At 71.0% G+C, this 24,385-nt stretch carries 24 protein-coding genes and 1 pseudogene; 13 read left to right on the top strand and 12 right to left on the bottom strand.

The genetic code is table 11. From position 1 onward, the window contains the following. Positions 1-439: 439 nt before the first annotated feature. The 4 genes and pseudogenes from QRX50_RS38120 to QRX50_RS38105 all read right to left on the bottom strand — a co-directional run bounded on the left by QRX50_RS38120 (position 440) and on the right by QRX50_RS38105 (position 2,622). On the bottom strand, positions 440-991 hold the full coding sequence (locus QRX50_RS38120) for an FAD-dependent monooxygenase (RefSeq protein WP_353074043.1): 552 nt from the start codon (positions 989-991) through the stop codon (positions 440-442). 170 nt (positions 992-1,161) lie between these two features. Further along, positions 1,162-1,656: pseudogene (locus QRX50_RS38115) on the bottom strand (FAD-dependent monooxygenase); the annotation flags it as partial. 10 nt (positions 1,657-1,666) lie between these two features. Continuing rightward, entirely contained in the window at positions 1,667-2,137 is a 471-nt protein-coding gene (locus QRX50_RS38110) for a maleylpyruvate isomerase N-terminal domain-containing protein (RefSeq protein ID WP_285967915.1), read from the bottom strand. 29 nt (positions 2,138-2,166) lie between these two features. Then, positions 2,167-2,622: a carboxymuconolactone decarboxylase family protein gene (locus QRX50_RS38105; RefSeq protein ID WP_285974669.1), complete on the bottom strand. Its 456-nt coding sequence runs from the start codon at positions 2,620-2,622 to the stop codon at positions 2,167-2,169. A 237-nt stretch (positions 2,623-2,859) separates the two neighbouring features. Here QRX50_RS38105 and QRX50_RS38100 point away from each other — a divergent pair, with 237 nt between their 5' ends. The 11 genes from QRX50_RS38100 to QRX50_RS38050 all read left to right on the top strand — a co-directional run bounded on the left by QRX50_RS38100 (position 2,860) and on the right by QRX50_RS38050 (position 15,541). Further along, positions 2,860-3,051 carry a pyridoxamine 5'-phosphate oxidase family protein gene (locus QRX50_RS38100; protein ID WP_285967914.1) on the top strand — a complete coding sequence of 64 codons (192 nt, stop codon included), beginning with the start codon at positions 2,860-2,862 and terminating at the stop codon, positions 3,049-3,051. Next, positions 3,048-3,185, top strand: coding sequence for a hypothetical protein (locus tag QRX50_RS38095; protein WP_285967913.1), 138 nt, complete (start codon positions 3,048-3,050; stop codon positions 3,183-3,185). Before QRX50_RS38100 ends, QRX50_RS38095 begins: the two co-directional genes overlap by 4 nt. Before the next feature lie 26 nt (positions 3,186-3,211). Continuing rightward, positions 3,212-3,943, top strand: coding sequence for an alpha/beta fold hydrolase (locus tag QRX50_RS38090; RefSeq protein WP_285967912.1), 732 nt, complete (start codon positions 3,212-3,214; stop codon positions 3,941-3,943). 62 nt (positions 3,944-4,005) lie between these two features. Beyond that, the gene (locus tag QRX50_RS38085) at positions 4,006-4,467 is read left to right on the top strand and encodes a GNAT family N-acetyltransferase (RefSeq protein ID WP_285967911.1); all 462 of its coding nucleotides are present in this window, start codon (positions 4,006-4,008) and stop codon (positions 4,465-4,467) included. A 213-nt stretch (positions 4,468-4,680) separates the two neighbouring features. Continuing rightward, positions 4,681-5,643 carry a zinc-binding dehydrogenase gene (locus QRX50_RS38080; RefSeq protein ID WP_285967910.1) on the top strand — a complete coding sequence of 321 codons (963 nt, stop codon included), beginning with the start codon at positions 4,681-4,683 and terminating at the stop codon, positions 5,641-5,643. Positions 5,644-6,054: 411 nt separating this feature from the next. Beyond that, positions 6,055-8,778, top strand: a complete 2,724-nt coding sequence (locus QRX50_RS38075; RefSeq protein WP_353074192.1) for a Pls/PosA family non-ribosomal peptide synthetase — start codon at positions 6,055-6,057, stop codon at positions 8,776-8,778. Between the two features lie 12 nt (positions 8,779-8,790). Then, the gene (locus tag QRX50_RS38070; protein ID WP_285967909.1) at positions 8,791-12,036 is read left to right on the top strand and encodes a non-ribosomal peptide synthetase; all 3,246 of its coding nucleotides are present in this window, start codon (positions 8,791-8,793) and stop codon (positions 12,034-12,036) included. 22 nt (positions 12,037-12,058) lie between these two features. Beyond that, positions 12,059-13,063: a TauD/TfdA family dioxygenase gene (locus QRX50_RS38065; RefSeq protein WP_285967908.1), complete on the top strand. Its 1,005-nt coding sequence runs from the start codon at positions 12,059-12,061 to the stop codon at positions 13,061-13,063. Further along, positions 13,060-14,130, top strand: coding sequence for a 2,3-diaminopropionate biosynthesis protein SbnB (gene sbnB / locus QRX50_RS38060; protein WP_285967907.1), 1,071 nt, complete (start codon positions 13,060-13,062; stop codon positions 14,128-14,130). Before QRX50_RS38065 ends, sbnB begins: the two co-directional genes overlap by 4 nt. Positions 14,131-14,154: 24 nt before the next feature. Beyond that, positions 14,155-15,141, top strand: coding sequence for a 2,3-diaminopropionate biosynthesis protein SbnA (sbnA, locus tag QRX50_RS38055; protein ID WP_285967906.1), 987 nt, complete (start codon positions 14,155-14,157; stop codon positions 15,139-15,141). Between the two features lie 49 nt (positions 15,142-15,190). Beyond that, positions 15,191-15,541 (top strand): VOC family protein, encoded by a 351-nt coding sequence (locus QRX50_RS38050; RefSeq protein WP_285967905.1) that lies wholly within the window; start codon positions 15,191-15,193, stop codon positions 15,539-15,541. On the opposite strand, the gene QRX50_RS38045 is transcribed toward QRX50_RS38050, so the two are convergent. From QRX50_RS38045 to QRX50_RS38020, 6 genes are all read right to left on the bottom strand, one after another. Continuing rightward, a complete protein-coding gene (locus tag QRX50_RS38045) occupies positions 15,538-16,530 on the bottom strand; it encodes a GNAT family N-acetyltransferase (RefSeq protein ID WP_285967904.1) in 993 nt (330 codons plus the stop codon). The two genes, QRX50_RS38050 and QRX50_RS38045, sit on opposite strands and share 4 nt — an antisense overlap. 14 nt (positions 16,531-16,544) lie before the next feature. Beyond that, entirely contained in the window at positions 16,545-17,081 is a 537-nt protein-coding gene (locus tag QRX50_RS38040) for a helix-turn-helix domain-containing protein (protein WP_285967903.1), read from the bottom strand. Positions 17,082-17,169: 88 nt separating this feature from the next. Further along, positions 17,170-17,766: a carboxyl transferase domain-containing protein gene (locus QRX50_RS38035; protein WP_434533182.1), complete on the bottom strand. Its 597-nt coding sequence runs from the start codon at positions 17,764-17,766 to the stop codon at positions 17,170-17,172. 521 nt (positions 17,767-18,287) lie between these two features. Next, positions 18,288-19,274 carry an SLAC1 family transporter gene (locus QRX50_RS38030; protein ID WP_285967902.1) on the bottom strand — a complete coding sequence of 329 codons (987 nt, stop codon included), beginning with the start codon at positions 19,272-19,274 and terminating at the stop codon, positions 18,288-18,290. Between the two features lie 49 nt (positions 19,275-19,323). Then, a complete protein-coding gene (cynS, locus tag QRX50_RS38025) occupies positions 19,324-19,794 on the bottom strand; it encodes a cyanase (protein WP_285967901.1) in 471 nt (156 codons plus the stop codon). A gap of 29 nt (positions 19,795-19,823) precedes the next feature. After that, positions 19,824-20,393, bottom strand: a complete 570-nt coding sequence (locus tag QRX50_RS38020) for a carbonic anhydrase (protein WP_285967900.1) — start codon at positions 20,391-20,393, stop codon at positions 19,824-19,826. 114 nt (positions 20,394-20,507) lie between these two features. On the opposite strand from QRX50_RS38020, the gene cynR reads away from it, so the two are divergent. Further along, on the top strand, positions 20,508-21,374 hold the full coding sequence (gene cynR / locus QRX50_RS38015) for a transcriptional regulator CynR (RefSeq protein ID WP_285967899.1): 867 nt from the start codon (positions 20,508-20,510) through the stop codon (positions 21,372-21,374). Between the two features lie 534 nt (positions 21,375-21,908). Here cynR and QRX50_RS38010 read toward each other — a convergent pair. Next, on the bottom strand, positions 21,909-22,103 hold the full coding sequence (locus QRX50_RS38010) for a hypothetical protein (protein WP_285967898.1): 195 nt from the start codon (positions 22,101-22,103) through the stop codon (positions 21,909-21,911). A 98-nt stretch (positions 22,104-22,201) separates the two neighbouring features. Beyond that, on the bottom strand, positions 22,202-23,137 hold the full coding sequence (locus QRX50_RS38005; RefSeq protein ID WP_285967897.1) for a LysR family transcriptional regulator: 936 nt from the start codon (positions 23,135-23,137) through the stop codon (positions 22,202-22,204). A gap of 86 nt (positions 23,138-23,223) precedes the next feature. Between QRX50_RS38005 and QRX50_RS38000 the strand changes: the two genes are divergently transcribed. Beyond that, positions 23,224-24,384 carry an acyl-CoA dehydrogenase family protein gene (locus tag QRX50_RS38000; protein WP_285967896.1) on the top strand — a complete coding sequence of 387 codons (1,161 nt, stop codon included), beginning with the start codon at positions 23,224-23,226 and terminating at the stop codon, positions 24,382-24,384. Position 24,385: the final 1 nt, after the last annotated feature.

The following is a 24,385-nucleotide window of genomic DNA, read 5'->3' as shown; positions in this document are numbered from 1 at the left end:
CCTCTGGTCCATCACCGACGCCCGACGGCAAGCGGCCCGTACCGGTTCCCCTTCGTCCGGGCCTGGTCTGGCTTGCAGCGGACCGGCCACTGCCTCACGCGTCCGTGGCGTCGTCACTCGTTCCAGGTTGTGTCACCGACCGGCCCGGCCCAGTCTAGGCACGGTTGCCAGGCTGCGCACGTCCCTGACCACGGGAGTCGTCGCACCGATCGCCGCCGGCTCGGGAAGGCGATGTGGTTGCGGCGCCGCAAAAAATCCTTTCGAACCCCCGGTGAAGTTGGTGATGAGTTCGCCGGTTGGGGGCTTTGCTTTCCAGGAGCTCTCGATTCGGACGCCACGTCGGCCATGCCGTGGCTATGTCCACAGTGGCCGGTCGCGGCGGTTGTCGTCTCGAAACCAGGGCGAGCCGGCCGAGTTCGTCCGGCGCGGGCCGGATCACCTACGCGTTGCGCCCGTAGAGCCAGTCCACCCAGCGGTAGTCGTTCGCGGCGCGGTCGCGCAGCAGCGCGTTGCGGGTGGCGCGGAACAGGCCGTCGCAGTGCCAGAGGTCGCCCCAGTCCCGCGCGGTGCGCTGGACACGCGCGGTGCGCACGGCCCGGGCCGCGGCATAGTCCCGCAAGGCCGGGTCCCAGTCCGTGCCGGATCCGGTGACGTGCTTGTCGGCTTGCTCGACGAGCCCGGCGGCGTCCTCGAGCGCCTGGCAGGCGCCCTGGGCGAGGTACTGGAGCATGGGGTGGGCGGCGTCGCCGGTGAGGGCGAGGCGGCCGTCGACCCAGGTGCCGATCGGCTCGCGGTCGTACATGCGCCACCAGCGGTCCCGCCACGGGTGCGGAAGGTCGGCGCGGACCGGCTCACCCGTGGCGGCGAACGCCGTGTCGAGCTCGTCGGGCGTGCCCCAGTCGTGCTCTCCGGCGAGGCTCCGGGGGAGCGGAACACGGCGACAGTGTTGAGCATTTCGCCGCGGCGCAGGGGGTATCGGACGAGGTGGCACCCCGGTCCGACGTGGACGGTCACGTCCCCGAGGGCGAGGCCGGCGGTGTCCGGGAGGTCGGCGAGCGGGACGGCGCCGCGGTAGGCGACGTAGGCGGAGCTGACGGGTTCGTCGGAGCTGAGCCGGCGGCGCAGGCCGAACCGGAGACCGTCGGCCGCGATCACGACGTGGCCCGTGCCGCGGCGGTGCTCGCCGACGGCCGTCGCGCAGTCCGGATCGTTCTCCACGCCGGTGACGGTCGCGCCGGTGACGAGATCGACGCCGGCGTCGCGGCAGGCCCGCACGAGGATGGCGTGCGGGTCGCTGCGGTGGATCACGACGTACGGCGCGCCGTAGCGACGTTCGGCGTCGGCGAGCGCGAGGTCGAGGTGGGTGAGCTCGCTGCCGTCGAGCGCGTCGCGCATGACGAGCCGCCGCGGGCGGACGCCGTGGTCGACGACTTCGTCGAGCAGGTCCCAGTCCCGCAGGACCCGCGTCGCGTTCGGGGCCATCTGCAGCCCGGCCCCGACTTCGCCGAACTCCGCCGCCTGCTCCAGGACGCGCACCGCGCGCCCCGAGCGGGCCGGTGCCAGCGCGGTGCCGAGCCCGCCGATCCCGCCCCCGACCACGACGGCGTCGACGTCGGCGTCGACGTCGGGAACGGTGGGCACGATCGAATCGATCATCGTCGTCTCCTCACATCCAGTTCGGCAGGGTGGGCAAACCGGCCTCGTGGTGCCGCCCGGCCAGCCAGGCGGCGGCCGTCGCGAGCGGCAGGTCGACGGAAACCGGCGTGCCGTCGCCGGTGATCTCGTGGTCGGTGCACGGGGTGGTGAGCCGGATCGCGGGTGCCGGCCGGGCCGAGCGCCACGCGGCGATGTCGTCGACCAGCACCGCGAGGAACCCGTCGGGCAGGTCGTCGAACGTCGTGCCGGCCCCGAGATCGACGGCGTGGACGCAGGTCTCGCGCGCCCGCAGCCACGCCGTCTCCCCGGCGGCGACGGTGCGGCCCTGTGCCGTGACGACCTCGGCCGCCCACGCGGCGGCGAGCATCGCGCCGGCCGCCTCCGCGAGGTCGGCGGCGGAGGCGGCGACCCAGCGGCGCAGGTCGGGGCGGGCGGCGCCGGTCTCGATGGCAGCGGCGCGTTCGCCGGGGGAGCGGTACACCGGGGTCTCGACTCCGGTGCGCGCCCAGCTCAGCGGCCGGCGGCGATCTCGACCGCCATGCCCACCGCCCGGTACCGGCGCGACCGCCTTCCCGAGTGGGTCGCCCACCTCACCGCCACCGCCGAGGACAGCGCCGCACACGGCGCCGATGGCCGGCAGGACCACCACGCCGTACTCGTACGGGATGACTTTCCGAGCCCGACGAGCAGCAACGAGTACAGCCCGGGGACGATCACCGCGAGGGTGAACCCGATGCCGTAGCGCGAGGCGCGCACGAGCGTCATGGCCTCCGCGAGTTCGAGTGCCGCGTGTTCCTCGCCGGAGAACTCCGGCGATTCGCGCGACACCGCAAGGGCGTCGATCCGGCTCTCCTCTTCGCCGTGCTCGCGGGCGTCGCGCGTGTGGACGTCGACGCAGTAGGCGCAGCCATTGCTTGTCGGTCGGGCTTCGAATGGTCTGGAGGGTTCACATCCTGGATGTAGCAGATCCAGACTTCATCGACCGAGGACCCCAACCTCGCGGCCTCCGGTCGTGGCCCGGAATTCTTGTGTGCAGAACGGTTCCGCGGCGACCGGTCCACCGAGCCGGTGGGGAAGTGGACCAGGTACCGGCACCGGAATCCGGTTAGCTTGGTTCTGCCCACAAGAATTCCGCCCCTCGCCGAACCGGCACGCGGTTGAGTGTCGGGCAGGCCGAAGAGATACGTGATGAGGAGCGTTGCTGTGCCCAAGATCAGCCAAGAGATGACCGACGTCATCGAAGCCGCGAAGCTGATGTTCGTCGCGTCCGTCCGTCCTGACGGGACTCCCAACGTCTCGCCCAAGGGTTCGGTGCGCGTGCTCGACGCCGAACACCTGATCTTCATGGACATCGCGTCTCCGCAGACCGTGGAGAACCTGCGCCACCAGCCGTGAAGATCGCGGTCAACGAGGCGGCCGAGCTGCTGTCGGCTGCCTGCACCGTGGATCACGTGCCGGAGGCCGAGGTCCGCGAGGGCTGGCTGCGCAACTACGGCCTCGCCGAGGCCGCGTCCGAAGCCGGCGTGTAGCCGCGCGATTCGCTGAAGGAGCCGGGGTGTCAGTTTTTGTTCTCGTGCACGGTTCTTGGCACGACGGGTCGTCGTCGGACGATGTCCCCGGGTACCTGCGGGAGCGCGGCCACGAAGTACACCGCCCGACGGTCGCCGGCCACGGCGCCGGGGCGCCGCGGGAGGTGACCCATGACGGCTGGGTGGCCTCGATCACGGACTACGTCGATCGGCACGACCTCGCCGGCTTCGTCCTCGTGGGACACAGCTGGGGCGGCAGCGTCATCGCCCGCGTCGCCGAGCGCGTGCCCGACAAGGTGCGGCGGCTGGTGTTCCTGAACGCCTTCGTCCCCGCGAACGGGACGCGCGTGCTGGACAACGCCCCGGCCGCCTACCAGGAGCTGTTCCCGATCCTGGCCGCACAGTCGGGCGACAACACGGTGATGCTGCCGTTCGAGGTCTGGCGCGACGCGTTCATCGGCGACGCCGATCTGGCCCGCGCCCGGGAGACCTACGAGATGCTCACCCCGGAACCCCTCGTTCCGACTGTGGAGAAGCTGGATCTCACGAAGTTCTACGCGTCGGCCGACGTTCCCCGCAGCTATGTCCTGTGCGGCGAGGACTCGGCGCTTCCGCCGGGCGACCCCGAGCACGGCTATCTGGCCAACGCCCGCCGGCTCGGCACGTTCCGGCTGGTGACGCTCGAAGGTTCACACGAGGTCATGTTAACCAACCCGGCCCTGCTGGCGAACAAGCTCGAGCTCGCGGGCCGGGACTGATCGGATTCGACGTCCCCACCCGGGCGCCGGGTGGGCTGGAAGAGCGAGGAGCTGCAGGTCGCATGGGCGAAGCCGAGCTGATTTTCCGGGAGCTGGGACCGGCCGACGATCCACGGGTGACGGAGGACTTGCTGCCGCTGCTGCTGCGGCTGCGGCCCGCGTTGTCCGGCGAACAGTTCAAGGAGCTCGTGACCGAAGGGCACGAGCAGGGGCTGCGGTACCTCATCGCCTACTCGCCGTTCGGGCGGCCGCTGGCCGCCGCCGGGTACCGCACGCTCGTCACCAGCCGGGGCCGTGTCCTGTTCGTCGACGACCTGGTTACCGACGAGGCCGCGCGGTCACGCGGCGTCGGCGCCCGGTTGATGCGCGAGCTGAAGACACTGGGCCGGCGAGGCGGCTGCGTCCGCCTGGAGCTCGACTCCGGTGTCGCCAACCCCCACGCGCACCGGTTCTACCTCCGCCACCGGCTGGACATCACGGCGTTCCACTTCGCCGGAGCTGTGGAGCTGGAAAGCCGGTCTTGACCCGCGTCGGCAGCGGTACCCCTTCGGAAGGAGAAAAGTGCGTGCGGCCTACGTCGAACGGCTCGGTGGCGTGGCGGAGATCCGCCTCGGCGAGCTGCCCGAGCGCCTGGCCGGCCCGGGTGAGGTCGCGGTGGATGTCGTTGCGACCTCGGTGAATCCCGTCGACACCCTTGTCCGCTCCGGACTGTACGTGACGGAGGCCCCCTGCCGCTGGTGCTCGGACGGGACCTCGTCGGCCGCGTCGCCGCGGACGCCCACGGATTCCGGGCCGGTGAGTGGGTGTGGTGCAACAGCCTCGGCCACGCGGGGCGACAGGGCGCGGCGGCCGAACGCGCGGTGGTGCCCGCCGACCGGCTCTACCGCGTGCCCGACGGCGCCGACCCGTTCGCCGTCGTCGCGATGACGCACCCGGCCGCAACCGCGTACCTCGCCCTGGTCACCTTCGGCCGCGTACTGCCCGGCGAGACGGTGCTGGTGGCCGGCGGTGGCGGGAACGTCGGCGGTGCGCTGATCGAACTGGCGGCCGCGGCGGGCGCCCGGGTCTTCGCGACGGCGGCGGCCGCCGACCTCGGCCACTGCCGTGACCTGGGCGCCGCCGACGCGTTCGACTACCGTGACGAGCGGCTGCCCGGCAAGCTCGCGTCGGTCGGGCCCGTCGATCTTTTCGTCGACACCGCGGGCCGCAACGACCGGGAGGCGGCGGTGCGCCTGCTGGCCTGGCGCGGCCGCATCGTGCTGCTCGCCGGCGCCCGCAGCCGGCCCGTGCTGCCGGCCGGCGAGCTGTACATGCACGACCGCTCGGTCCTCGGCTTCGCCATCTCCAACGCGACGGTCACCGAGCTCGCCGACGCCGCCGCGGCCCTGAACCCCCGCTTCGCCGCGGGCGCCTTGTGCCCTCGCCGGGTGGAGCACCGCACCCCTCGCGGACGCCGCGGACACCCACCGCCGCCTGGAACGCGGCCAGGTACGCGGACGCGTGGTGCTGTTGACCTCGTAGGCAAGTGTCCACGGCGGACACAACGGGTTCTCCGGGTGCCCGGGAGAGCCTCGGATCACATTCGTGCAACGCCGCGAATAGCGCGACTCCGGCGGGTTGGAGTATTTCGCCCCCCGTTTCCTCCTCGCGCAGACTCGTCGGTGACGGACAGTAAAGATCAACTTCGCGATGGTGAATGATCGAACCGCCGTTGTCGCTTGAAAAACAAATCGAGAATCATTGTAACGGCCCGGTCGGGAAACGCTTCCCAGCCAGGCCTGGTCCTGATCTTGCACCCGACGCGACGAACTCGGCACAGTGTGCGAACCACCTGGTGGATCAAAAAGATTGTCCGCCCCGCTGCCCGTCCGGCCCGGTTGTCGCCGAAATTCTCCGCTACCTCGGAAGACGTTCTCGGGAGAACTCCGGACCGGGCGACGTAATGTGCCCGTAAGGACTGTTTCGGGGTCGACGGCACGCCGGTGGGGATTACAGTGGGTGGCGAACGGCCCCGAGACGATGCCGGTACGTCCGGCCGGTCGGGGACGTGGAGGCGGGAGAATACAGGTGGGAAGAACCAAGCCCGGGGCCTGGGGAAAAGTGACGAATTCCTGACGGGCAACTGGGCAGAATCTCGACGGGGGAGTGGCCGGCACGCCATCACTCCCGATCGCACCGAGCGCGTCTACACCGAGGTGCTCGCGGACGTGGCGAAGGTCGACCAGGTGTCGGCCGAGAGCCACTTCTTCGACGACCTGGGCGCGAACTCGCTGGTGATGGCGCACTTCTGTGCGCGGGTCCGCAAGCGGGCGGACGTGCCATCGGCGTCGATGAAAGACGTCTACGCCAACCCGACCGCGCGGAGTCTCGCGACCGCGCTCACCGACGACGAGCCCGCCGAGGCGGATCCGGAGGCCGGAGAACAGGCCGAAGCACAAGCCCGGGAACAGGAGACAGAACAGACCCCGGCGCAGGCCGCTGACCGGCCCCGCGCCGGCGCGGTCGCGTACGTCCTCTGCGGACTGCTCCAGTTCGTGACTTTCCTGGGTTATTCCTATCTCGCCGCACTCCTGGTGGTACGCGGTGCTTCGTGGGTGTACGCCTCGGCGAACCTGCTGGAGGTCTACCTGCGGCTCGTGCTGTTCGGCGGTGCGAGCCTGATCGGGCTGTGCCTGCTGCCGGTCGTGGCGAAGTGGGTGCTCGTCGGCCGGTGGAAGCCACAGCGGATTCGTGTGTGGACGCCCGCCTACTTCCGGTTCTGGCTCGTCAAGACGCTGGTACAGCGGAATCCGGTGGCGCTGCTGTTCCTGGGCTCGCCGCTGTACGTGCTGTACCTGAAGGCGCTGGGCGCGAAGATCGGCCCGGGCGTCGCGATCTTCTCGCGCAATGTGCCCGTGTGCACCGACCTGCTCACGATCGGCGAAGGCTCGGTGATCCGGAAGGACTCGTTCTTCACCGGCTACCGGGCCGAGGCGGGCGTGCTCCAGACCGGTTCGGTGACGCTCGGCAAGGACGTGTTCGTGGGTGAGCTGTCGGTGCTCGACATCGGCACATCGATGGGCGACGGCTCCCAGCTGGGGCACGTGTCGTCGCTGCACCCCGGGCAGGCGGTGCCGGCCGGCGAGCGCTGGCACGGTTCGCCGGCGCTGCGCGCGGAGGCGGACTACCGCGGGGTCGGGCCCGCGCGCTGCGGCCGGGTGCGCCGGTTCTCCTACGGCGTCTCGCAGCTGCTGACCACGCTGCTCGTGTACCTGCCGCTGGCGGTCGGCGGTGTGGACCTGCTCATCGCGAAGGTCCCGCGGCTCGGCACGGTGCTCGGGGCCCCCACGGTCTCGTTCGGCAGCTGGGCGTTCTACGGCAGCGCGCTGGTGGTCACGTTCGTGATCTTCTTCGGAGTCTCGTTGCTCGGGCTGCTCTTCATCGCGGTCGTCCCGCGCGTGCTCAGCCTCGCGCTCAAGCCGGACAAGGTCTACCGCCTGTACACCCTGCGCTACTCGATCCTGCGGGCGATCCGGCTGATCACCAACCTCAAGTTCTTCATGACCGTGTTCGGCGACAGCTCCGCGATCGTGCACTACCTGCGTTACCTCGGCTACCGGATGCCCGACGTCGAGCAGACCGGCTCGAACTTCGGCACGGCGATCAAGCACGAGACGCCGTACCAGAGTTCCGTCGGCAGCGGCACGATGGTGGCGGACGGTCTCTCGGTCGTGAACGCCGACTACTCCAGCACGTCCTTCAAGGTTTCCCGGGCGGCCATCGGCGCGCACAACTTCCTCGGCAACGTGATCGTCTACCCCTCCCAGGGGCGGACGGGGGAAAACTGCCTGCTCGCGACCAAGGTCCTGGTGCCCGTCGACGGCCCCGTCCGTGAGAATGTCGGGCTCCTGGGCTCGCCGAGCTTCGAGATCCCGCGCACGGTGGCCCGCGATCACCAGTTCGACCACCTGCGCGGCGGCGACGAGTTCCGCCGCCGGCTGGCCGCGAAGAACCGGCACAACGCCGGCACCGCGGTGATGTTCCTGCTGGTGCGCTGGCTCTACTTCTGCGGGATCACGTTGCTCGGCTGGGCCTCGGCGGCGCTCTACCCGCGCTTCGGGGTCTCGGCGGTGGCGCTGGCCTCGGTCGCCGCGCTGCTGTTCAGCTCCGTCTATTTCACGCTGGTGGAACGGGCGTCCATCGTGATCCACCCGCTGCGGCCGCTGTACTGCTCGATCTACGACCGCCGCTTCTGGCGCCACGAGCGGTTCTGGAAGGCGGCGGCGTCCACGGTGTACGTCCAGGCCCTCAACGGCACCCCGTTCAAGAACCTGGCCTGGCGGATGCTCGGGGTCAAGGTGGGAAAGCGCGTGTTCGACGACGGCGCGGCGATGCCGGAGAAGACGCTCGTGACGTTCGGCGACGAGGCCACTCTCAACGTCGGCTCGCACGTGCAATGCCATTCCCAGGAGGACGGTGCCTTCAAGGCCGACCGCATCGTCGTCGGCGCGCGCAGCACCGTCGGGGTCGGCGCGTGGGTCCACTACGGAGCGACGATGGGCGAGGGTTCGGTGCTCGCGGCCGACTCCTTCCTGATGAAGGGCGAGGACGTACCGCCGCACACCCGGTGGGAGGGCAACCCGGCCCGGGAGATCCGGCCCGGCCGTGAAGCCGACGGTCTGGCCCGCGCCGGCCGGCACCGGCGACGGGAAGGGCACAACGGCAGGCCGATCGAGCAATTCGCCGTCACCAACGGAAAACGGCGGCCCAGCCCGCGGCGCCGCGGCCCGGACGGACACAACGGAAAGGCGATCATCGCCGACGGAACGTGGCGGCCGAGCCCGTGGCCACGGTGAGGAGGGGAACACATGGAGGAGCTACCGAGAGCCGACTTCCGGTTCTGGCGTGACGTGCTCGTGGCCGGCGGGGCCACGACGGTGCCGCGCTGGACCTCGGGTTCGGACACCGGAGCGGGGACGACGACCGTGCGGCTGCCCGCCCCGGTGGCGGCGGGCGTGCGCCGGCTGGCGCGGGAGCTGGGGATTCCGGGCAGCGCGGTGCTGCTCGCCGCGCACGCCAAGGTGCTCGCGGCGCTGACCGGTGAGCGCGAGGTCGTGACCGGCTATGCAGCGCAGGCCGGCGAACCGGTGCCGTGCCGCCTGACGACGGAACCGGACACGTGGCGGGACCTGGTGACCGAGACGTACCGGGCCGAGTCGCAGTTGCTGGCCCACCGGTTTTTCCCGGTGGACGAGCTGCGGCGCGACCTGGGTGTGCCCGGCCCGGTCACAGAGATCGTGTTCGACCCCTCCGGCGACGGTGAGCTCACGGGGACGTCGGTGCTGCGCGTCGGGTTCGCGAACCGCGGCCGGCGCCTCAACGTGCGCTACCGCGCCGACGTGCTCGACGCGGCCGCCGCGGCCCGGATCGCCGGCTACCACGTCGCCGCGCTCGCGCGGCTGGTGGCGGCCCCGGACACCGAGCACTCGCCGCAGAGCCTGCTCGCACCCGACGAGTTGCGGTTCCAGCTCGAGGGGCTCGCCGGCCCGCGGCGGGCGCTGCCCGACCTGCGGGTGCACGAGCTGTTCGAGCAACGGGTGCGGCGGCATCCGGACAGGCTCGCGGCCGTGCACGGCGAGCGCGCGTGGACCTACCGCGAGCTCAACGAGCGGGCCAACCGGCTGGCGCGGGCGCTGCTCGCGCGGGGGCTGCGCCGCGAGAGCGTCGTGGCGGTGGTGACCGAGCGCAACCTCGGCTGGCTCGCCGCCGTGCTCGCCGTGTTCAAGGCCGGCGGCGTGTACCTGCCGGTCGAACCGCGCTTCCCGCCCGAGCGGATCGCGAAGACTCTGCGGCAGGCCGGCTGCGAACTGGTGCTGACCGAACGCGGCGCCGGCGAGACGCTGGACCACGCGCTGGCGTTGCTGCCCGGCGTGGTGCGGCTGCACGTCGAGGTGGCCTGCGCCGAGCACCGGTCCACCACCGACCTCGGGATCGACGTGACGCCACGCCAGCTCGCCTACATCTACTTCACCTCCGGCTCCACCGGTGAGCCCAAGGGCGCGATGTGCGAGCACGCGGGGATGCTGAACCACCTGCACGCCAAGATCGACGACCTGGGGATCACCGAGGGACAGGTCGTGGCGCAGACCGCGCCCCAGTGTTTCGACATCTCGTTGTGGCAGCTGCTGGCGCCGCTGCTCGTCGGCGGGCGGACGTCGATCGTCGAGCAGGAGGTGATCCTCGACGCCGAGCGGTTCGTCGACCGGATCGCCCGGGGCCGGGTCGCGGTGGCGCAGGTCGTCCCGTCCTATCTGGAAGCCGTGCTGTCCTTTGTGGAGAGCCATCCGCGCCCGCTGCCGGACCTGCGGTGCGTGTCGGTGACCGGCGAGGCGCTGAAGAAGGAGCTGGTGCAGCGCTGGTTCGCGGCGTACCCGGAGGTCAGGCTGGTCAACGCCTACGGCCTCACCGAGACCTCCGACGACACCAACCACGAGGTCATGGACCGGCCACCGGACGCCGGCCGGGTCCCGCTCGGGCGGCCCGTGAACAACGTGCACGTCTACGTCGTCGACGAGCACCTGCAGCCGGTGCCGCTGGGCGCGCCCGGCGAGATCGTGTTCTCCGGCGTGTGCGTGGGCCGCGGGTACGTGAACGACCTCGCGCGCACCCGCGCGGCGTTCCTGCCCGATCCGCACCGGGCGGGCGAGCGGCTCTACCGCAGCGGGGACCGTGGCCGCTGGCTGCCCGGGGGCCGGCTGGAGTTCCTGGGCCGCCGCGACAGCCAGGTGAAGATCTCCGGCTTCCGGATCGAGATCGGCGAGGTCGAGAACGCGCTGCTGCGCGTGCCCGGGGTCGGCGACGGCGCCGTGGTGGTCGCCGAGCGGGACGGCCAGGGCAAGCACCTGGTGGCGTTCTATTCCGCCGCCGAGGCGCTGCCCGACGAGACGCTGCGCGCCGAGCTGAGCCGCTCGCTGCCCGCTTACATGGTCCCGTCGGCGCTCCACCGGCGAGAGCAGCTTCCCTTGACCGCCAACGGCAAGATCGACAAGTTGGTGCTGACCGCGTTGGCGACGGAGCTCGAAGGGGCCGAAGAAGACCACGACGTTCCGGCGACACCCGCCGAGCAGCGGCTGGCGGCCGCGTGGGCCGGCGTGCTCGGCCTCGCGCCGGAGAAGATCGGCCGGCGCGACCACTTCTTCGACCGGGGCGGCACATCGCTTTCGGCGGTGAAGCTGGCCGTTGCGCTGGACCGCGCGGTGTCGCTCGCCGAGATCACCCGGCACCCGGTGCTCGCCGACCAGGCCGCGCTGCTCGAAGACCGGGCCGGCGACGAGGCCGGTGGGCTGCTGCAGCCGCTCACCGACCCGGTCGGAGCGCCGGACGCCGTGCTCGTCTGTTTCCCGCACGCCGGGGGCAACTCGGTGAACTTCCGGCCGCTGGCGTCGGCGCTGCGGGACAGCGGGCTCGCGGTGTACGCCGTGGAGCTGCCCGGACACGACCTGGCCGCCGACCGCGAGGCGTTCGCGCCGATGGTGCGGGTCATCGACCAGGTCGTGGCGGAAATCGAGCACCTCGCCCCGAAGCGTGTGCTGCTGTGGGGCCATTCCTCGGGGGCCGCGTTCGCCTTCGAGACGGCCCGGCGGCTCGCCGGGCGCGGGGTGGACGTGCGGCGGCTGTTCCTGGGCGCGCAGCTGCTCGGCGACGCCGACGAACGGCGCGCCTCGATCAGCGAGCTGGGCCGGTTGAGCGACTCCGCGATCGCCGCGGAGCTGGCCGCGGACAGCGGCGACCCCGCGCTCGGCGGGCTCGACGCGCAGCGGGCCGAGCAGGTCGGCGCGGCGTTCCGGCACGACTGCGTGTCCGCGCACAGCTACCTCGCCTCCGCGCTGGCGAACCCGCCGGCGGCGAAGCTGACCACGCCGGTCACCGTCGTCGCCGCGGACGACGACCCGATCACCGTGGACTTCCGCGACCGCCACCGCGAATGGCGGCTGCTGGCCGAGCACGTCGAGGTGCGGGCGATCGCCGGCGGCGGCCACTACTTCCCCCGCACCAACCCGGCCGAGACCGCGCGGATCGTGCTGCGCGCCGTCGAGCCGGTGCCTGTCACGTGACTTCAAGCCGAAAGGACAAGAGATGGTTTCCTCAACGTCGGCATCGCTCGCCGAAGTGCGGCTGAGCCCGGGTGGCGTGCCGTTGCTGCCGGCCGAACCGGGTGCCGGTGCGCCGGCCTGGGCGAGTGAACACCGCGACCCGCTGCGCGCTGCTGTCGCCGAACACGGCTGCGTGCTCGTGCGCGGCCTCGGGCTGAGCGGCCCCGCCGATGTCGCCGTCGTGTTCGAGCGGCTCGCCGGCGCCCTCATGAAGGATCGCGAGGCCTTCGCGGCGCGCGAGGTCTACCCGGCCGGGGTGTACTCGTCGTCGGCGTGGCCGGCGAACCAGCCGATGTGCATGCACCACGAGCTGAGCTACCGGCTCGAGTTCCCCGGCCTGCTGCTGTTCGCCTGCCTCGGCGCGCCCACCGAAGGCGGCGCCACGGCCGTGTCCGACTCGCCGACCGTGCTCGACGCGCTGCCCGCGGACCTCGTCCGCCGGTTCGAGCAGGAGGGCTGGCTGCTCACCCGCAGCTACAACAACGAGATCGGCGCGACGGTCGCCGAGTCGTTCGGCACCGACGACCGGGCGGAGATCGAGAACTACTGCCGCGCCCACGCGATCGAGTTCGAGTGGCAGCCCGACGGCGGTTTGCGGACCCGGCAGCGGCGCAGCGCGATCGTGCCCCACCCGGTCACCGGCCGGCGCTGCTGGTTCAACCAGGTCGCGTTCCTCAACGAGTGGACCATGGATCCCGAGATCCGCGAGTACCTGGTCGACGTCTACGGCGCCGACGCGCTGCCGTTCAACACCCGCTTCGGGGGCGGCGACCCGATCGGCGAGGACGTGGTGGCGCTGCTCAACCGTGTCTACGAGGCCAACACCGCGCGCGAGCCGTGGCAGGCCGGGGACCTGATGCTGGTGGACAACATCCGGACCGCGCACAGCCGCGAGCCCTTCGAAGGGCCCCGCGAGGTGCTCGTGGGGCTGGCCGATCCGGTGCGGCTTGCCGACCTGGTGCCGAGCGCGGACGCAGGTGCGAGATGACGGCGATCCGACCCACCCCGGCCCGCGCCGAAGCCGACGGGCCGGCCGCGGTGCCCCCGTTCGCCGTGATCGGCGGCGGTCAGGTCCGGCACACGCTCGCGGGGCGCGAGCAGGAGATCGTGGACCTGGTCGAGGCCACCTACCGGCTGCACAGCGCGGGCGACACGGTGAACCCGCCGTCGTACTTCCTGCGATTCCCCGACCGTCCGGCGTCCCGGATCATCGCGCTGCCGGCCTCGATCGGCGGACAGGTGCGCGTGGACGGTCTCAAGTGGATCTCGAGCTTCCCGGAGAACGTCGCTTCCGGCCTTCCCCGGGCGTCCGCGGTCCTGATCCTCAACGACCACGACACCGGATACCCGTTCGCGTGCCTGGAAAGCTCGATCATCAGCGCCACGCGCACCGCCGCGCTGGCCGCGTGCGCCGCGGCGGCGCTCAGCCGGGGCCGGGCGCGGCCGACCCGTGTCGGGTTCGTCGGGACCGGGCTCATCGCCCGCTACATCCACACCTTCCTGGCCGGCACCGGCTGGGAGTTCGCCGAAATCGGCGTGCACGACTTGTCGCCCGAGAGCGGCGCGGGGTTCCGCGGGTACCTCGAGCGGACGGGAACGGGCGGGCGGATCACGGTCCACGAGTCGGCGGAGTCGCTGATCTCCTCGAGCGACCTGGTCGTGTTCGCCACCGTCGCGGGCCGGCCGCACGTGTCCGAACGGTCGTGGTTCGACCACGATCCGGTGGTGCTGCACGTTTCCCTGCGCGACCTCGCGCCGGAGCTGCTGCTGAGCACGGCCAACTTCGTCGACGACGTCGAGCACTGCCTGAAGGCCGGCACGTCGCCGCACCTGGCCGAGCAGCTCACCGGCGGGCGCGAGTTCCTCGACGGCACGCTGGACGACGTCCTGGCCGGACGGGTCCCAGTGCCGACCGACCGGCCCGTGGTGTTCTCGCCGTTCGGGCTCGGGGTCCTCGACCTCGCGGTGGGCAAGTACGTCTACGACGAGGTGGTCCGGGCCGGCGAGCTGACCGTCATCCCGGACTTCTTCCACGAACTGCGCCGCTACGGCTGACGAGAAACCAGGGAGGGGGTCATCGTGACCGTGATATCCGATCCCACGGACTTCAACGAGGAAGAGCTCTACGTCGACCTCGAGTCGATCTTCGGGCACTCGCTGTTCCTCAAGTGCGAGGGGTTCAACTTCGCCGGGTCGATCAAGCTCAAGGCCGCGACCGAGATGGTCGAGGCCGCCGAGTGGCAGGGACTCCTGACGCGGGACTCGATCTTGGTCGAATCGTCGTCGGGCAACCTCGGGGTGGCGCTCAGCATGGTCGCCGCCAGCAAGGGCTACCGGTTCCTCTGCGTCACGGACTCGCGCTGCAACCTGGCCAGCAGGCGCCTGATGGAGGCGCTGGGCAGCCGGGTGCACATCATCGCGGAGCCCGCCGCCGACGGCGGTTTCCTGGGCGCGCGGCTCGCGCTGGTGCGTGAGCTGTGCGCCACCGACGAGCGTTACGTCTGGCTCAACCAGTACGCGAATCCGGGCAACTGGAAGGCGCACTACCGGACCACGGCGCCGGAGATCGCCCGCCAGTTCCCGAAACTCGACGTGCTGTTCGTCGGCGCAGGCACCACGGGCACGCTCATGGGTTGCGCCCGCTTCTTCCGCGAGTGGCCCAGGCCGGTCCACATCGTCGCGGTGGACAGCGCCGGCTCCGTGACCTTCGGCGGCGCGCCGCGCCGCCGGATGATCCCCGGCCTCGGCACGAGTGTCCGGCCGGCGCTGCTCGACGAGTCCTATGTCGACGAGGTGATCCTCGTCGAGGAGGCCGACACCATCCGCAGCTGCCACCGCCTGGCCCGCAGGGGGTTCCTCTTCGGCGGCTCCACCGGCACCGTCGTCAGCGGTGCCATGCGCTGGCTCCCCGAGCACGACGGGCACGACCTCACCGCCGTCGCCATCGCGCCGGACCTCGGCGAGCGCTACCTCGACACGATCTACCAGACGAACTGGCTCCAGGACCTCTACGGCGACGACGTGCTCGCCCACGACGATCTGATCGCGGGCTTCCTGCCGGACTGATCTTTCGCGGGGCCCGGCTTCCGGTGCGGGGGTGTGCGACAGTGACCGCATGCCCATCAGCGGAGCCCACGTGATCGTCTCCAGTCACGACGCCGAAGCGGACCGCGCCTTCCTCCGCGACGTGCTCGCCTTCCCCCACGTCGACGCCGGCGGCGGCTGGCTGATCTTCGCACTCCCGCCCGCCGAACTCGCCGTCCACCCTGCCGACGGCCCGCCATCCCACGAGCTGTACCTCATGTGTGACGACCTGGACGCGACGCTGGCCGAGCTGACCGCCGCCGACGTCGCGTGCGCGCCGGTCGAAGAAGAGCGGTGGGGCCGGTTGAGCGGCTTCCGGCTCCCGGGCGGCAGCCGGGTGGGGATCTACGAACCGCATCACCCGCGGGCCATCGACCGCTAGGCCCGGCCGCGCGCGAGCTTGTTCTGGGCGAGGATCACCGTTTCCCGCGTGGTGCGGTAGCCGAGGGCGAGGTTCACGTTGACCATGTACGGGTTCGCCGCCGCGGTCGAGGTGATGACCTCCTCGACTTCGGGGCGCTCGGCGACAAGTCGGCGCAGCATGGCCGCCTTCACGCAGAAGCCCAGTCCGCGCCCGCGGTGCGCGGCCAGCACCGCGGTGTCGCCCTGGTAGCCGAGGTCGTGGCGATGCGGGTACAGCTGCAGTTCCGTGAAGCCCACGACCCGCCCCGAATCCCGCTGTACGACCGCGACCACCCGGTGGTCGATCCCGCGCCGGCGGCGGTCGGCCTCGGACTCGCGGACGCGATCGGCGGTCCACCTCGGAAAGCGGTACGCCGAGCGGCCGAACGGGCTGTCCGCGATCGCGCGGCGCGCCTGGGCGTAGGAGGCCACCAGCTCCTCCGGGGCGCTGTCCTGCCAGGTGCGCAAGCGATATCCGGCCGCCGGCGAGACTTTCCACGCGGAGCGGTCGGCGGCACCGATCGACAACGCCTGGAACACCGTCTCGTCGACCACCTCGAAGCCGAGCGCCGTGCCGAAAGCGGCGCCGGCGCCGCCCTTGGTGACGTTCCAGCACTCCAGCACCGTGCGCTCATGCAGTTCCGGCGTGAGCGCACGCAGGACGGCGGTGCCGACGCGGTCACGACGGGCATCGGGGTGGACGGTCAGCTCCAGGATTGCGAGATGGCTGTTCTCGGCTTCCGGAAAATACAGCGCGGCCAGCCCGACGACGCGCCCGTCCCGGCGTGCCACCCAGCGCAGGACGCGGCCGAGGCTCGGCTGCGGGTTCTCGAGCCGGCCGATGGCCGTCTCGAACGTCACCGGTGGGGCGCCCGGCTTGTCGAGCCGGTCGGCGGCCGAGACGACCTCGTGGACGCCCTCGAGAACCGAGCGGCCGGCCGACGCCGGGTCGAGCGGTTCGATCTCCACGCGCGAGCCCTTCGTCAGTAGCTCGGCGGCGTCACACTCACCATGAACCGCGCGCTCGTCCGGCCCTGGTTGCGGAAGCGGTGGGGGATGTTCGAGTCGAAGTGGCAGCTGTCGCCCGTTTTCAGCTCGTGCACCTGGTCCCCGACCTCGACGGTCAGGCGGCCGGTGAGCACGACGACGCACTCTTCCGACGGGTGCGAGCGCAGCGTGTCCGCCGAGACCGAGCCCGGCTCCAGCAGGCCTTCGAGCACCTCGAGCTTCGCGCCGCCGGGGGAGGCGCGGGTGTAGGTGATCGCGTGGTGCGGCGAGGAGATGCGGTAGCGATTCTCGCGCCGGATGACGGCGACGGTATCGTGCTCGCCGTCCTGGAAGAGGCTGAACAGCGGCACCTCGAGCACCTCGGCGATCCGCCGCATGGTCTCCAGGCTCGGGTCGGTGACGCCGCGTTCGACCTGGCTGATCAGCCCGGTGGACACCGAGGCCCGGTCCGCCAGCTCGCGGACGGTCAAGCCCCGGAGGGTGCGGAACTCACGAATCCGAGTCATGGTCATCCGGCCATTATCGTCTGCCGGCCGGCCGGGCCGCGGTGTGTCCGGCCCCGGGCGTGTGCCCGGGGCCGGAAGGTGTCCGGAGCGTTCATCAGTGCAGCGCGGCCTCACCGACGGGCTCCCGGTCCTCGGCCGGAGCGCTGTCCCCGGTCCCGGCGTCGATCGCCGCCGCGGCCGGCGGTCGCGTCACCAGGCTGACCAGCACGGTCACGACGAGGTTTGGGCCGAGCACCAGGGAGATCTGCGGCACGACGCCGGACAGCCGCACGTTGCGCCGGAAGATCCCGCCGTAGAGCGCCTGCGCGACCACACCCTCCTGGATGCGCCCGCCCGCGCTGTCGTTGATCCCGATCACGGGCGCGCCCGCTTCGGCGGCCCAGTCCATCAGCCGCACGACCTTCTCGCAGACCGCCTCCCCGAGCGTCCCGCCGAACACCGGGAAGTCCTGCGCGAACACGCACACCTCACGCCCGTCGACGGTGCCGTGACCGGTGACCACCGCGTCACCCCAGGGCCGGTCCCCACCGACGCGTTGGCGCAGGAGTGAGCCGACTTCGGTGAAGGACCCCGGATCGAGCAGGGGGTGCACGCGCTCGCGGGCCGAGCGCTTGCCGGCCTGGTGCTGCTTGGTGGCGCCGTGCGGCTCGCGGGCCGCTTTCTCGGCCTGCCGGCGATGCAGCTCGCTCATGGACTCGGCGAACCACAGAGCGGTGTCCTTTTGGCGCGCACGGATTGCCTCTTCGTGCACTGTCACGTGATTTCTCCGGGTTGTCGGTCGACTGTTCTGCCGCAGAAGGAAAATCGCGGTGCCAATGCACGTAATGCGCGCCACGTGATGGTACCGCGCGAAAACCGGCCTGCCAGTATGGGTGAACGTGATGTAGGTCAAGCCGGTGCCGGAAATAAGTCTCGGTGCTGGTGAAATGCCGAAACTGTCTGGGCGAAGGCGGCTCAATGGGCTCGTGAGGTCATCAGTTGCACCACAAGACGGTCCCGGAAGGGTCGATCGGGCACTGTGGGAACCCTTTGCGACACGTTTGGCGAAATGAGTAGTCCGTCCTGGGTTCGCGACAGGATGGCCGATGCGTACGAGCTCACCCGTTCGACGATGTCAGCGAAGGATGCGAAACGCCATGTGGGAGCGACTCAATTTTCGCCGGAATCGATTCACTGGCGGCCCGTGAATCTGCTGTCGCGGCAATCTCGTGATCACGGCCACATTTGCGAAGTCGCCCTGACTGCGGGCTTCAGGCCGGCGCCGGAGATCGCGAGCGTGATCGACCGCGCGGCGATCGAGGCGATGAGCGTCGTCGAGACGGCGAGGACGATCCACGTGGTCGCGCCGCCGACGTGGGTGACGGTGAGCCAGTGGATGCCGTAGGTGCCGCCGGCCGCGATGGTGAAGGTCAGCGCCCAGAACCCGTGGGTGAACGGCAGCCGGGCGTAGCGGGGGAGCAACGTCAGCTGGGACAGGAAGAACAGCGCGAACACGCCGAGCAGCGCGTGTTCGAGCAGGTCGGGGACACCGCCGTTGAGGGTGAACCACGCGTTGCCCGCGACGGCCGGCGGGGCGGCGAAGATCGCGAGCGTGGGGACCAGCGCGTCGGGCAGCGGCGGCCGGAACGCGAGGCGCGCGAGGATCGCGGCGCCAAGGAGCACCCACATCAGCATGCCGACGGCGAAGGCCGCGAGGGCGGCGTCGTGGAGGCCGACGGTGGCGAGTGACTGGCCGCCGATCAGTCCGGCGGCGACGGTGGGGAGCAGGTGGCCGGCGTGCATGCTGTCGAGATCGTAACGGCCGGTCAGCGCTCTGGTCAGGTACCGGACGCCGATCGTGGTGGCGGCGGTGAACATGGCGAGCACCATCACGCGTCCGGCTTGCGGCGCGAACCGGGAAAGCTGGCTGCCGAGCAGCATTCCCGTGATGGGCACGAGCGCGGCGAAGGGGCCCAGTACGGGGTGGGCGTGGTCGTCGAGCATCCGACGCGCGGTCCGGGCGGCGAGGCCGTAGCGCAGCGCGCTGCCCAGCCAGACCGCGGCCGCGACCAGCCACCAGGCGGTGGTGATCGCGGCCGTGGTGCCGGCGGCGGCCGTCCAGGTTCCGGCCAGGCCCGACAGTCCGAAGGCGACACCGAACAGGTTGAGGGGAAAGGGTTTCCGCACCTCGCCGAGCGGATCGGACATCGGTTTCGACACCAGGCCTTCCTCGGAGCGACGCGGAGCGGGATCGTCTACATCGGACGGGTCAGAACGGCTTGGTCGGCAGGTACTTGCCGTTGAGCGTGATCACGGCCCGCTCGCCGCCCTCGGGGTCGGCTTCCTTGCGCACGTCGAGCTTGAAGTTGATCGCGCTGATGATGCCGTCGCCGAACTGTTCGTGGACGAGGGCTTTGAGGGTGGTGCCGTAGACCTGGATCATCTCGTAGAAGCGGTAGATCGTCGGGTCGGTGGGCACGCCGCCGGGGATCGAGCCGCGGGTGGGCACGGCTTGCAGGAGAGTCACGGCGTCGGCGTCGAGGTCCAGCAGTTCGGCGACCGCCCGGGCCGACGGCTCGGGCAGGGGGTGCTGGCCGAGCACGGCGGCAGTGACGAAGGCGACCGAAAGCCCGGCGGCGTCGGCGATCTGCTGCCAGGACAGGTCCTTGCGGGTCTTGGCCTCGACCGCGGCGACGGCGAGGGCTTCGCGGGCGGTCGGGTCGAGCTGGGTGTGCAGCATGGGACGGGTTTCCTTTCCGTGGTGGGGTTTCAGGCCGCGTCGAGGACGTCGACGCGGCCGGTGGCGATGTCGAAGACCCAGCCGTGGAGACTGAGCGTCCGCGTGGCGAGGCCGCGGGCGACCGAGGGGTGGGTCGCCAGCGTGGCCAGCTGGGCGAGCACGTTCTGGCGCACCAGTTCCGCTACGTCGCCCGGGGTTTTCACCCGGGCCTGGGAGGCATCGGCCTGTTCGAGCCAGCCGGCGACGGCGGGGGTGGCCGAGAGGTCGTGGTTCTCGGCCAGGGCCGTCATCGCCCCGCAGGCGCTGTGCCCGCAGACGATGACGTCGGTGACGCCCAGGGCGGCGACGGCGTACTCGATGCTGGCGGTGACCGGGTCCGCGCCGGGGTGGTAGGCGGGGACCAGGTTGCCGGCGGTGCGGATCACGAACAGCTCACCGGGCTCGCTGCTGGTGATGAGCTCCGGCACGACCCGCGCGTCGGAACAGCCGATGAACAGCGTGCCCGGCTCGTGGTGGGTGGCCAGGTGCTCGAACAATCGCGCTTTGCGCGGGTAGACGTCCTGCTGAAAGTGCCGGACGCCTTCGGTCGTGTCCTGCATTCGAATCACCTCCGTGGTGGGCTGCTTCGCTCCTTTCACGATGCCTGACGTGGCTGTATAGGCGCCAAGTCGCAGATCCGATGAGTCCTATTGCTCGCACCTATACTCGGTTTCATGGCACCGGAACTGCGTCACCTGCGCTACCTGCTCGCCGTGGTCGAGTGCGGCAGTTTCACCCGCGCCGCCGAGGAGCTGCACGTCTCGCAGCCGACGTTGTCGCAGCAGATCAAGCAGCTCGAACGTACGCTGGGGGTGCAGCTGCTGGACCGCACCGGCCGCGCGGTGCGGCCCACCGACGCCGGCGAGGCCTACGTGCGCCACGTCCGGGCGGCGTTGCGCGACCTGGACTCCGGCGAACGCGCCGTGCACGACGTGCAGGACCTCTCCCGCGGCCACCTGCGCCTGGCGACGACGCCGACGTTCACCAGCTACCTCGTCGGCCCGCTGGCGGCCGAGCTGCGCACGCGTCACCCGGGCGTGACCCTCACGATCGAAGAGCGCGCGCAGGACGAGATCGAGGCCCGCGTGCTCGCCGACGACCTCGACGCAGGCATCGGGTTCGGCGACAGCGCGACCCCGGGCATCGGTGCCACCGCGCTGTTCGAGGAGACGCTGAGCCTGGTTCGCGGCCGCGCGGTCACGGCCGCCGCGGTCGAAGACCGGGAACTCGCGCTGCTCACCCGCGACTTCGTCACCCGCACCCACATCGACGCGTACTTCGCGCAGCACGGCATCAATCCGCGGATCACCGTGGAAGCCCACTCGATCCAGGCACTGCTGGAAATCGTGCGGCGGACCCCGGTCGCGACGGTTCTGCCCGACGTCCTGGCCCACGACCACCCCGACCTCACGACAATCCCGCTCGACCCCGGCTTTCCCGCGCGGACCGTCGTCCTGCTCCGCCGCGCCGGCGCCTACGAGAGCGCGGCGGTGCGCGCGTTCCTCCGCCTGCTGCCCGACGTCGTCGCGAATCTGCTGTGACGGAGGACAACCCGCCTTTTCTTGGCTGGATCAAATTTAGGCGCGAGGCTGAAGGCACCTCACCACGGGAGTGAACCTCCGCCCCCTGCCCTCGGATGTCGAGACCGGCCGGGCCGCCCCGTGGCACCACTCTGGACCGGAGAAACCGCTGTGATCTGTATCGACTGCACCGAAAACGACGCGACCGCCCCGGCGATCGGCTGCTGTGTCCACTGTGGAGGCGCCACGTGCCGGTCCCACGCGGTGGTCGAGGAGTTCGAGGCTTCGGCGCCTGGCGTCCTGGTCGCCAGCCGGGCTCGGCGCGCGGTGATGTGCGCCCGATGCGGTGCGGCGCAGGTGGTTGCTTCGGGGCGGAAGCTCGCCCAAGTCTGATCTCGGCCCTCGGAGGGGGAGCGGGATGCGAGCTGCCCGGCACTCCGGAATGGACGACGGGAAGCAGTGGCGCATCGAGCCGCCGGCGACCCCGGGATGAGGGCACTGGCGTCGTTCGGGCTCGTGGTTATTGCGGCAGGCCTGCTCGATGGGTGCGGGCCGTCAACACCGAAACGAGTTCTCTTCCAGCCGCCGGCTGCGGCGCAAACCGGTGCGCCACTGCCGCTCGCCCAGGTCGACCGACCAGTCGACCTGGCCGGGTTCGACTCGGACCCGTGCAGCCTCCTCGGCAAGGATCAGGCTGCCGCTGTCGTGGCCGACCCGCCCAACGCCATCCGCGCGAACAGGCGAATCCATCGCAAAATAGTGTCAAGATTGTCGGACCGAGGGGTCAAGGAGATACCAGAGGACCCTTACGCACTCCTGGACCACGTCGCCGAGAGCGCACCGGCTGCTCACCGCCCCTCCGGCAGCCGAGCCGACGGCCACCGGCCACTGTGGACAGCCGCCCGCACCTGCTCCATCAGCTCCCGCGCGACCACCTCCACCGCCGCTGACGTGCGCCCGCTGCGCGGCACGCCCAGCACGACCGACCGCCACACCTCGGGCGTGCACAGCGGCGCCGCACTCAGCGTTCCCGCGTCCAGATCGCCGGCGATGCCGACGGCGGGCAGGATCGTCCAGCCGTGCCCGGCCCGCACGAGCTGCTTCTGCAGCGGCATCGAATTCGTCTGGATCGCGACGTCGAGCTCGACCTCCGCCCGCGACGCCGTGGTCGTGATCAGCGTGTGCAGACCGTGCCCGGGCGCCGGCATGACGAGTGGGTGCTCGGCCGCGACGGCGAGCGGCACGGGCCGGTCCGGGCGGAGCCCGGCTGCGGCCGGCGCCACGGCCCACAGCTGCTCGCGGGCCACCGGGGTGACGTTCAACGACGGCGTGCTGGTCAGGTTGTACAACAGGCTCAGGTCGAGGTCACCGTCGTCGAGCCACTGCTGCAGGTGCCCGGAGTAGGCGGCCAGCACGCGCAGCTCGATGCCCGGGTGCTCGCGCAGCACCGTCGACACCAAGGGCTCCGCCAGCAGCTCCGCGGCGCTCTCGAGCAGGCCCACCGTGACGATGCCGGTCACGGTCCCGCCCGCCGGCGCCAGTTCCGCGCGCGCCCGGTCGAGCTCGGTGAGCGCCCGCCGGGCCCGCTCGACGAGGCGCGCTCCGGCCTCGGTGGGCCGCATGCCCTGGCGCGTGCGCTCGAACAGCGTGGTGCCGAGCTCGTGTTCCAGCGTCCGGATCTGCCGGGTCACGGCCGGCTGGACCAGGTGCAGCAGCTCCGCGGCCCGCGTCACGCTGCCGACCTCGGCCACGGTGACGAGGGCTTTGAGCTGCTTGAGGTCCACGGCGCTCCCCGGGCATGCCGGCCACAGATGGTGGCATCACGAACTGCTATTTCCGTCCTGCGGATATTCTGTTCGATGATAGTCCGATGGACGGGCTGGCAGAGGACGAAGCCGCGATCGTCGCGGTGGTGGCGGAGTTCGTCCACAACGAGGTCCGGCCCGTCGCCCAGGAGCTGGAGCACGCCGACACCTACCCCGAGCGGCTCATCGAGCAGATGAAGGCGATGGGCGTGTTCGGCCTCGCGATCCCCGAGCCTTGGGGCGAGGCGCAGGTCTCCGCCCGGTGCTACGCGGCGATCACCGAAGAGCTGGCCCGCGGCTGGATGAGCCTCGCGGGCGCGATGGGCGGCCACACCGTGGTGGCGAAGCTGCTCGTCGCCTACGGCACGCGCGAGCAGCAGGACGCCTACCTGCCCCGGATGGCCACCGGCGAGCTGCGCGCCACCATGGCGCTCACCGAACCCGGCGGCGGCTCCGACCTGCAGGCTCTGCGCACGACTGCGCGCCGCGCCGGCGACGAGTACGTCGTCAACGGCTCGAAGACGTGGATCACCAACGCGCGCAAGTCCGGCCTTGTCGCGTTGCTGTGCAAAACCGACCCCGCCGCCGAGCCGGCGCACCGCGGCATCAGTATCCTGCTGGCCGAGCCCGGTGCCGGGTTCCACGTGTCGCGTGATCTGCCCAAGCTCGGTTACAAGGGTGTGGAGAGCTGCGAGCTGACGTTCGACGACTTCCGCGTGCCGGCGTCCCGGCTGCTGGGCGGCACCGAAGGCGCCGGTTTCTCGCAGATGATGCGAGGGCTGGAGATCGGCCGCATCCAGGTCGCCTGCCGGGCGCTCGGCGTCGGCCGCGCGGCGCTGGAGGATTCGCTGCGGTACGCGCAGGAGCGCGAAACCTTCGGCCGGCCGATCTGGCAGCACCAATCCATCGGCAACTACCTCGCCGACATGGCCACCAAGCTGGAAGCGGCGCGCCAGCTCGTGCACTTCGCCGCCCGCCGCTACGACTCGGGGGAGCGCGCCGACCTGGAAGCGGGGATGGCGAAGCTGTTCGCGTCGGAGACGGCCATGGAGGTCGCGCTCAACGCCGTGCGCATCCACGGCGGCTACGGTTACTCGACGGAGTTCGACGTCGAGCGCTACTTCCGTGACGCGCCGCTGATGATCGTCGGCGAAGGTACCAACGAGATCCAGCGGACGGTGATCGCCCGCCAGCTCGTCGCGCGGCACCGGATCCAGTCGAGGTGAG

The organism is Amycolatopsis sp. 2-15 (genome assembly GCF_030285625.1).
Lineage (GTDB): Bacteria > Actinomycetota > Actinomycetes > Mycobacteriales > Pseudonocardiaceae > Amycolatopsis > Amycolatopsis carbonis.
This window is presented reverse-complemented; position numbering and strand designations above follow the sequence as displayed.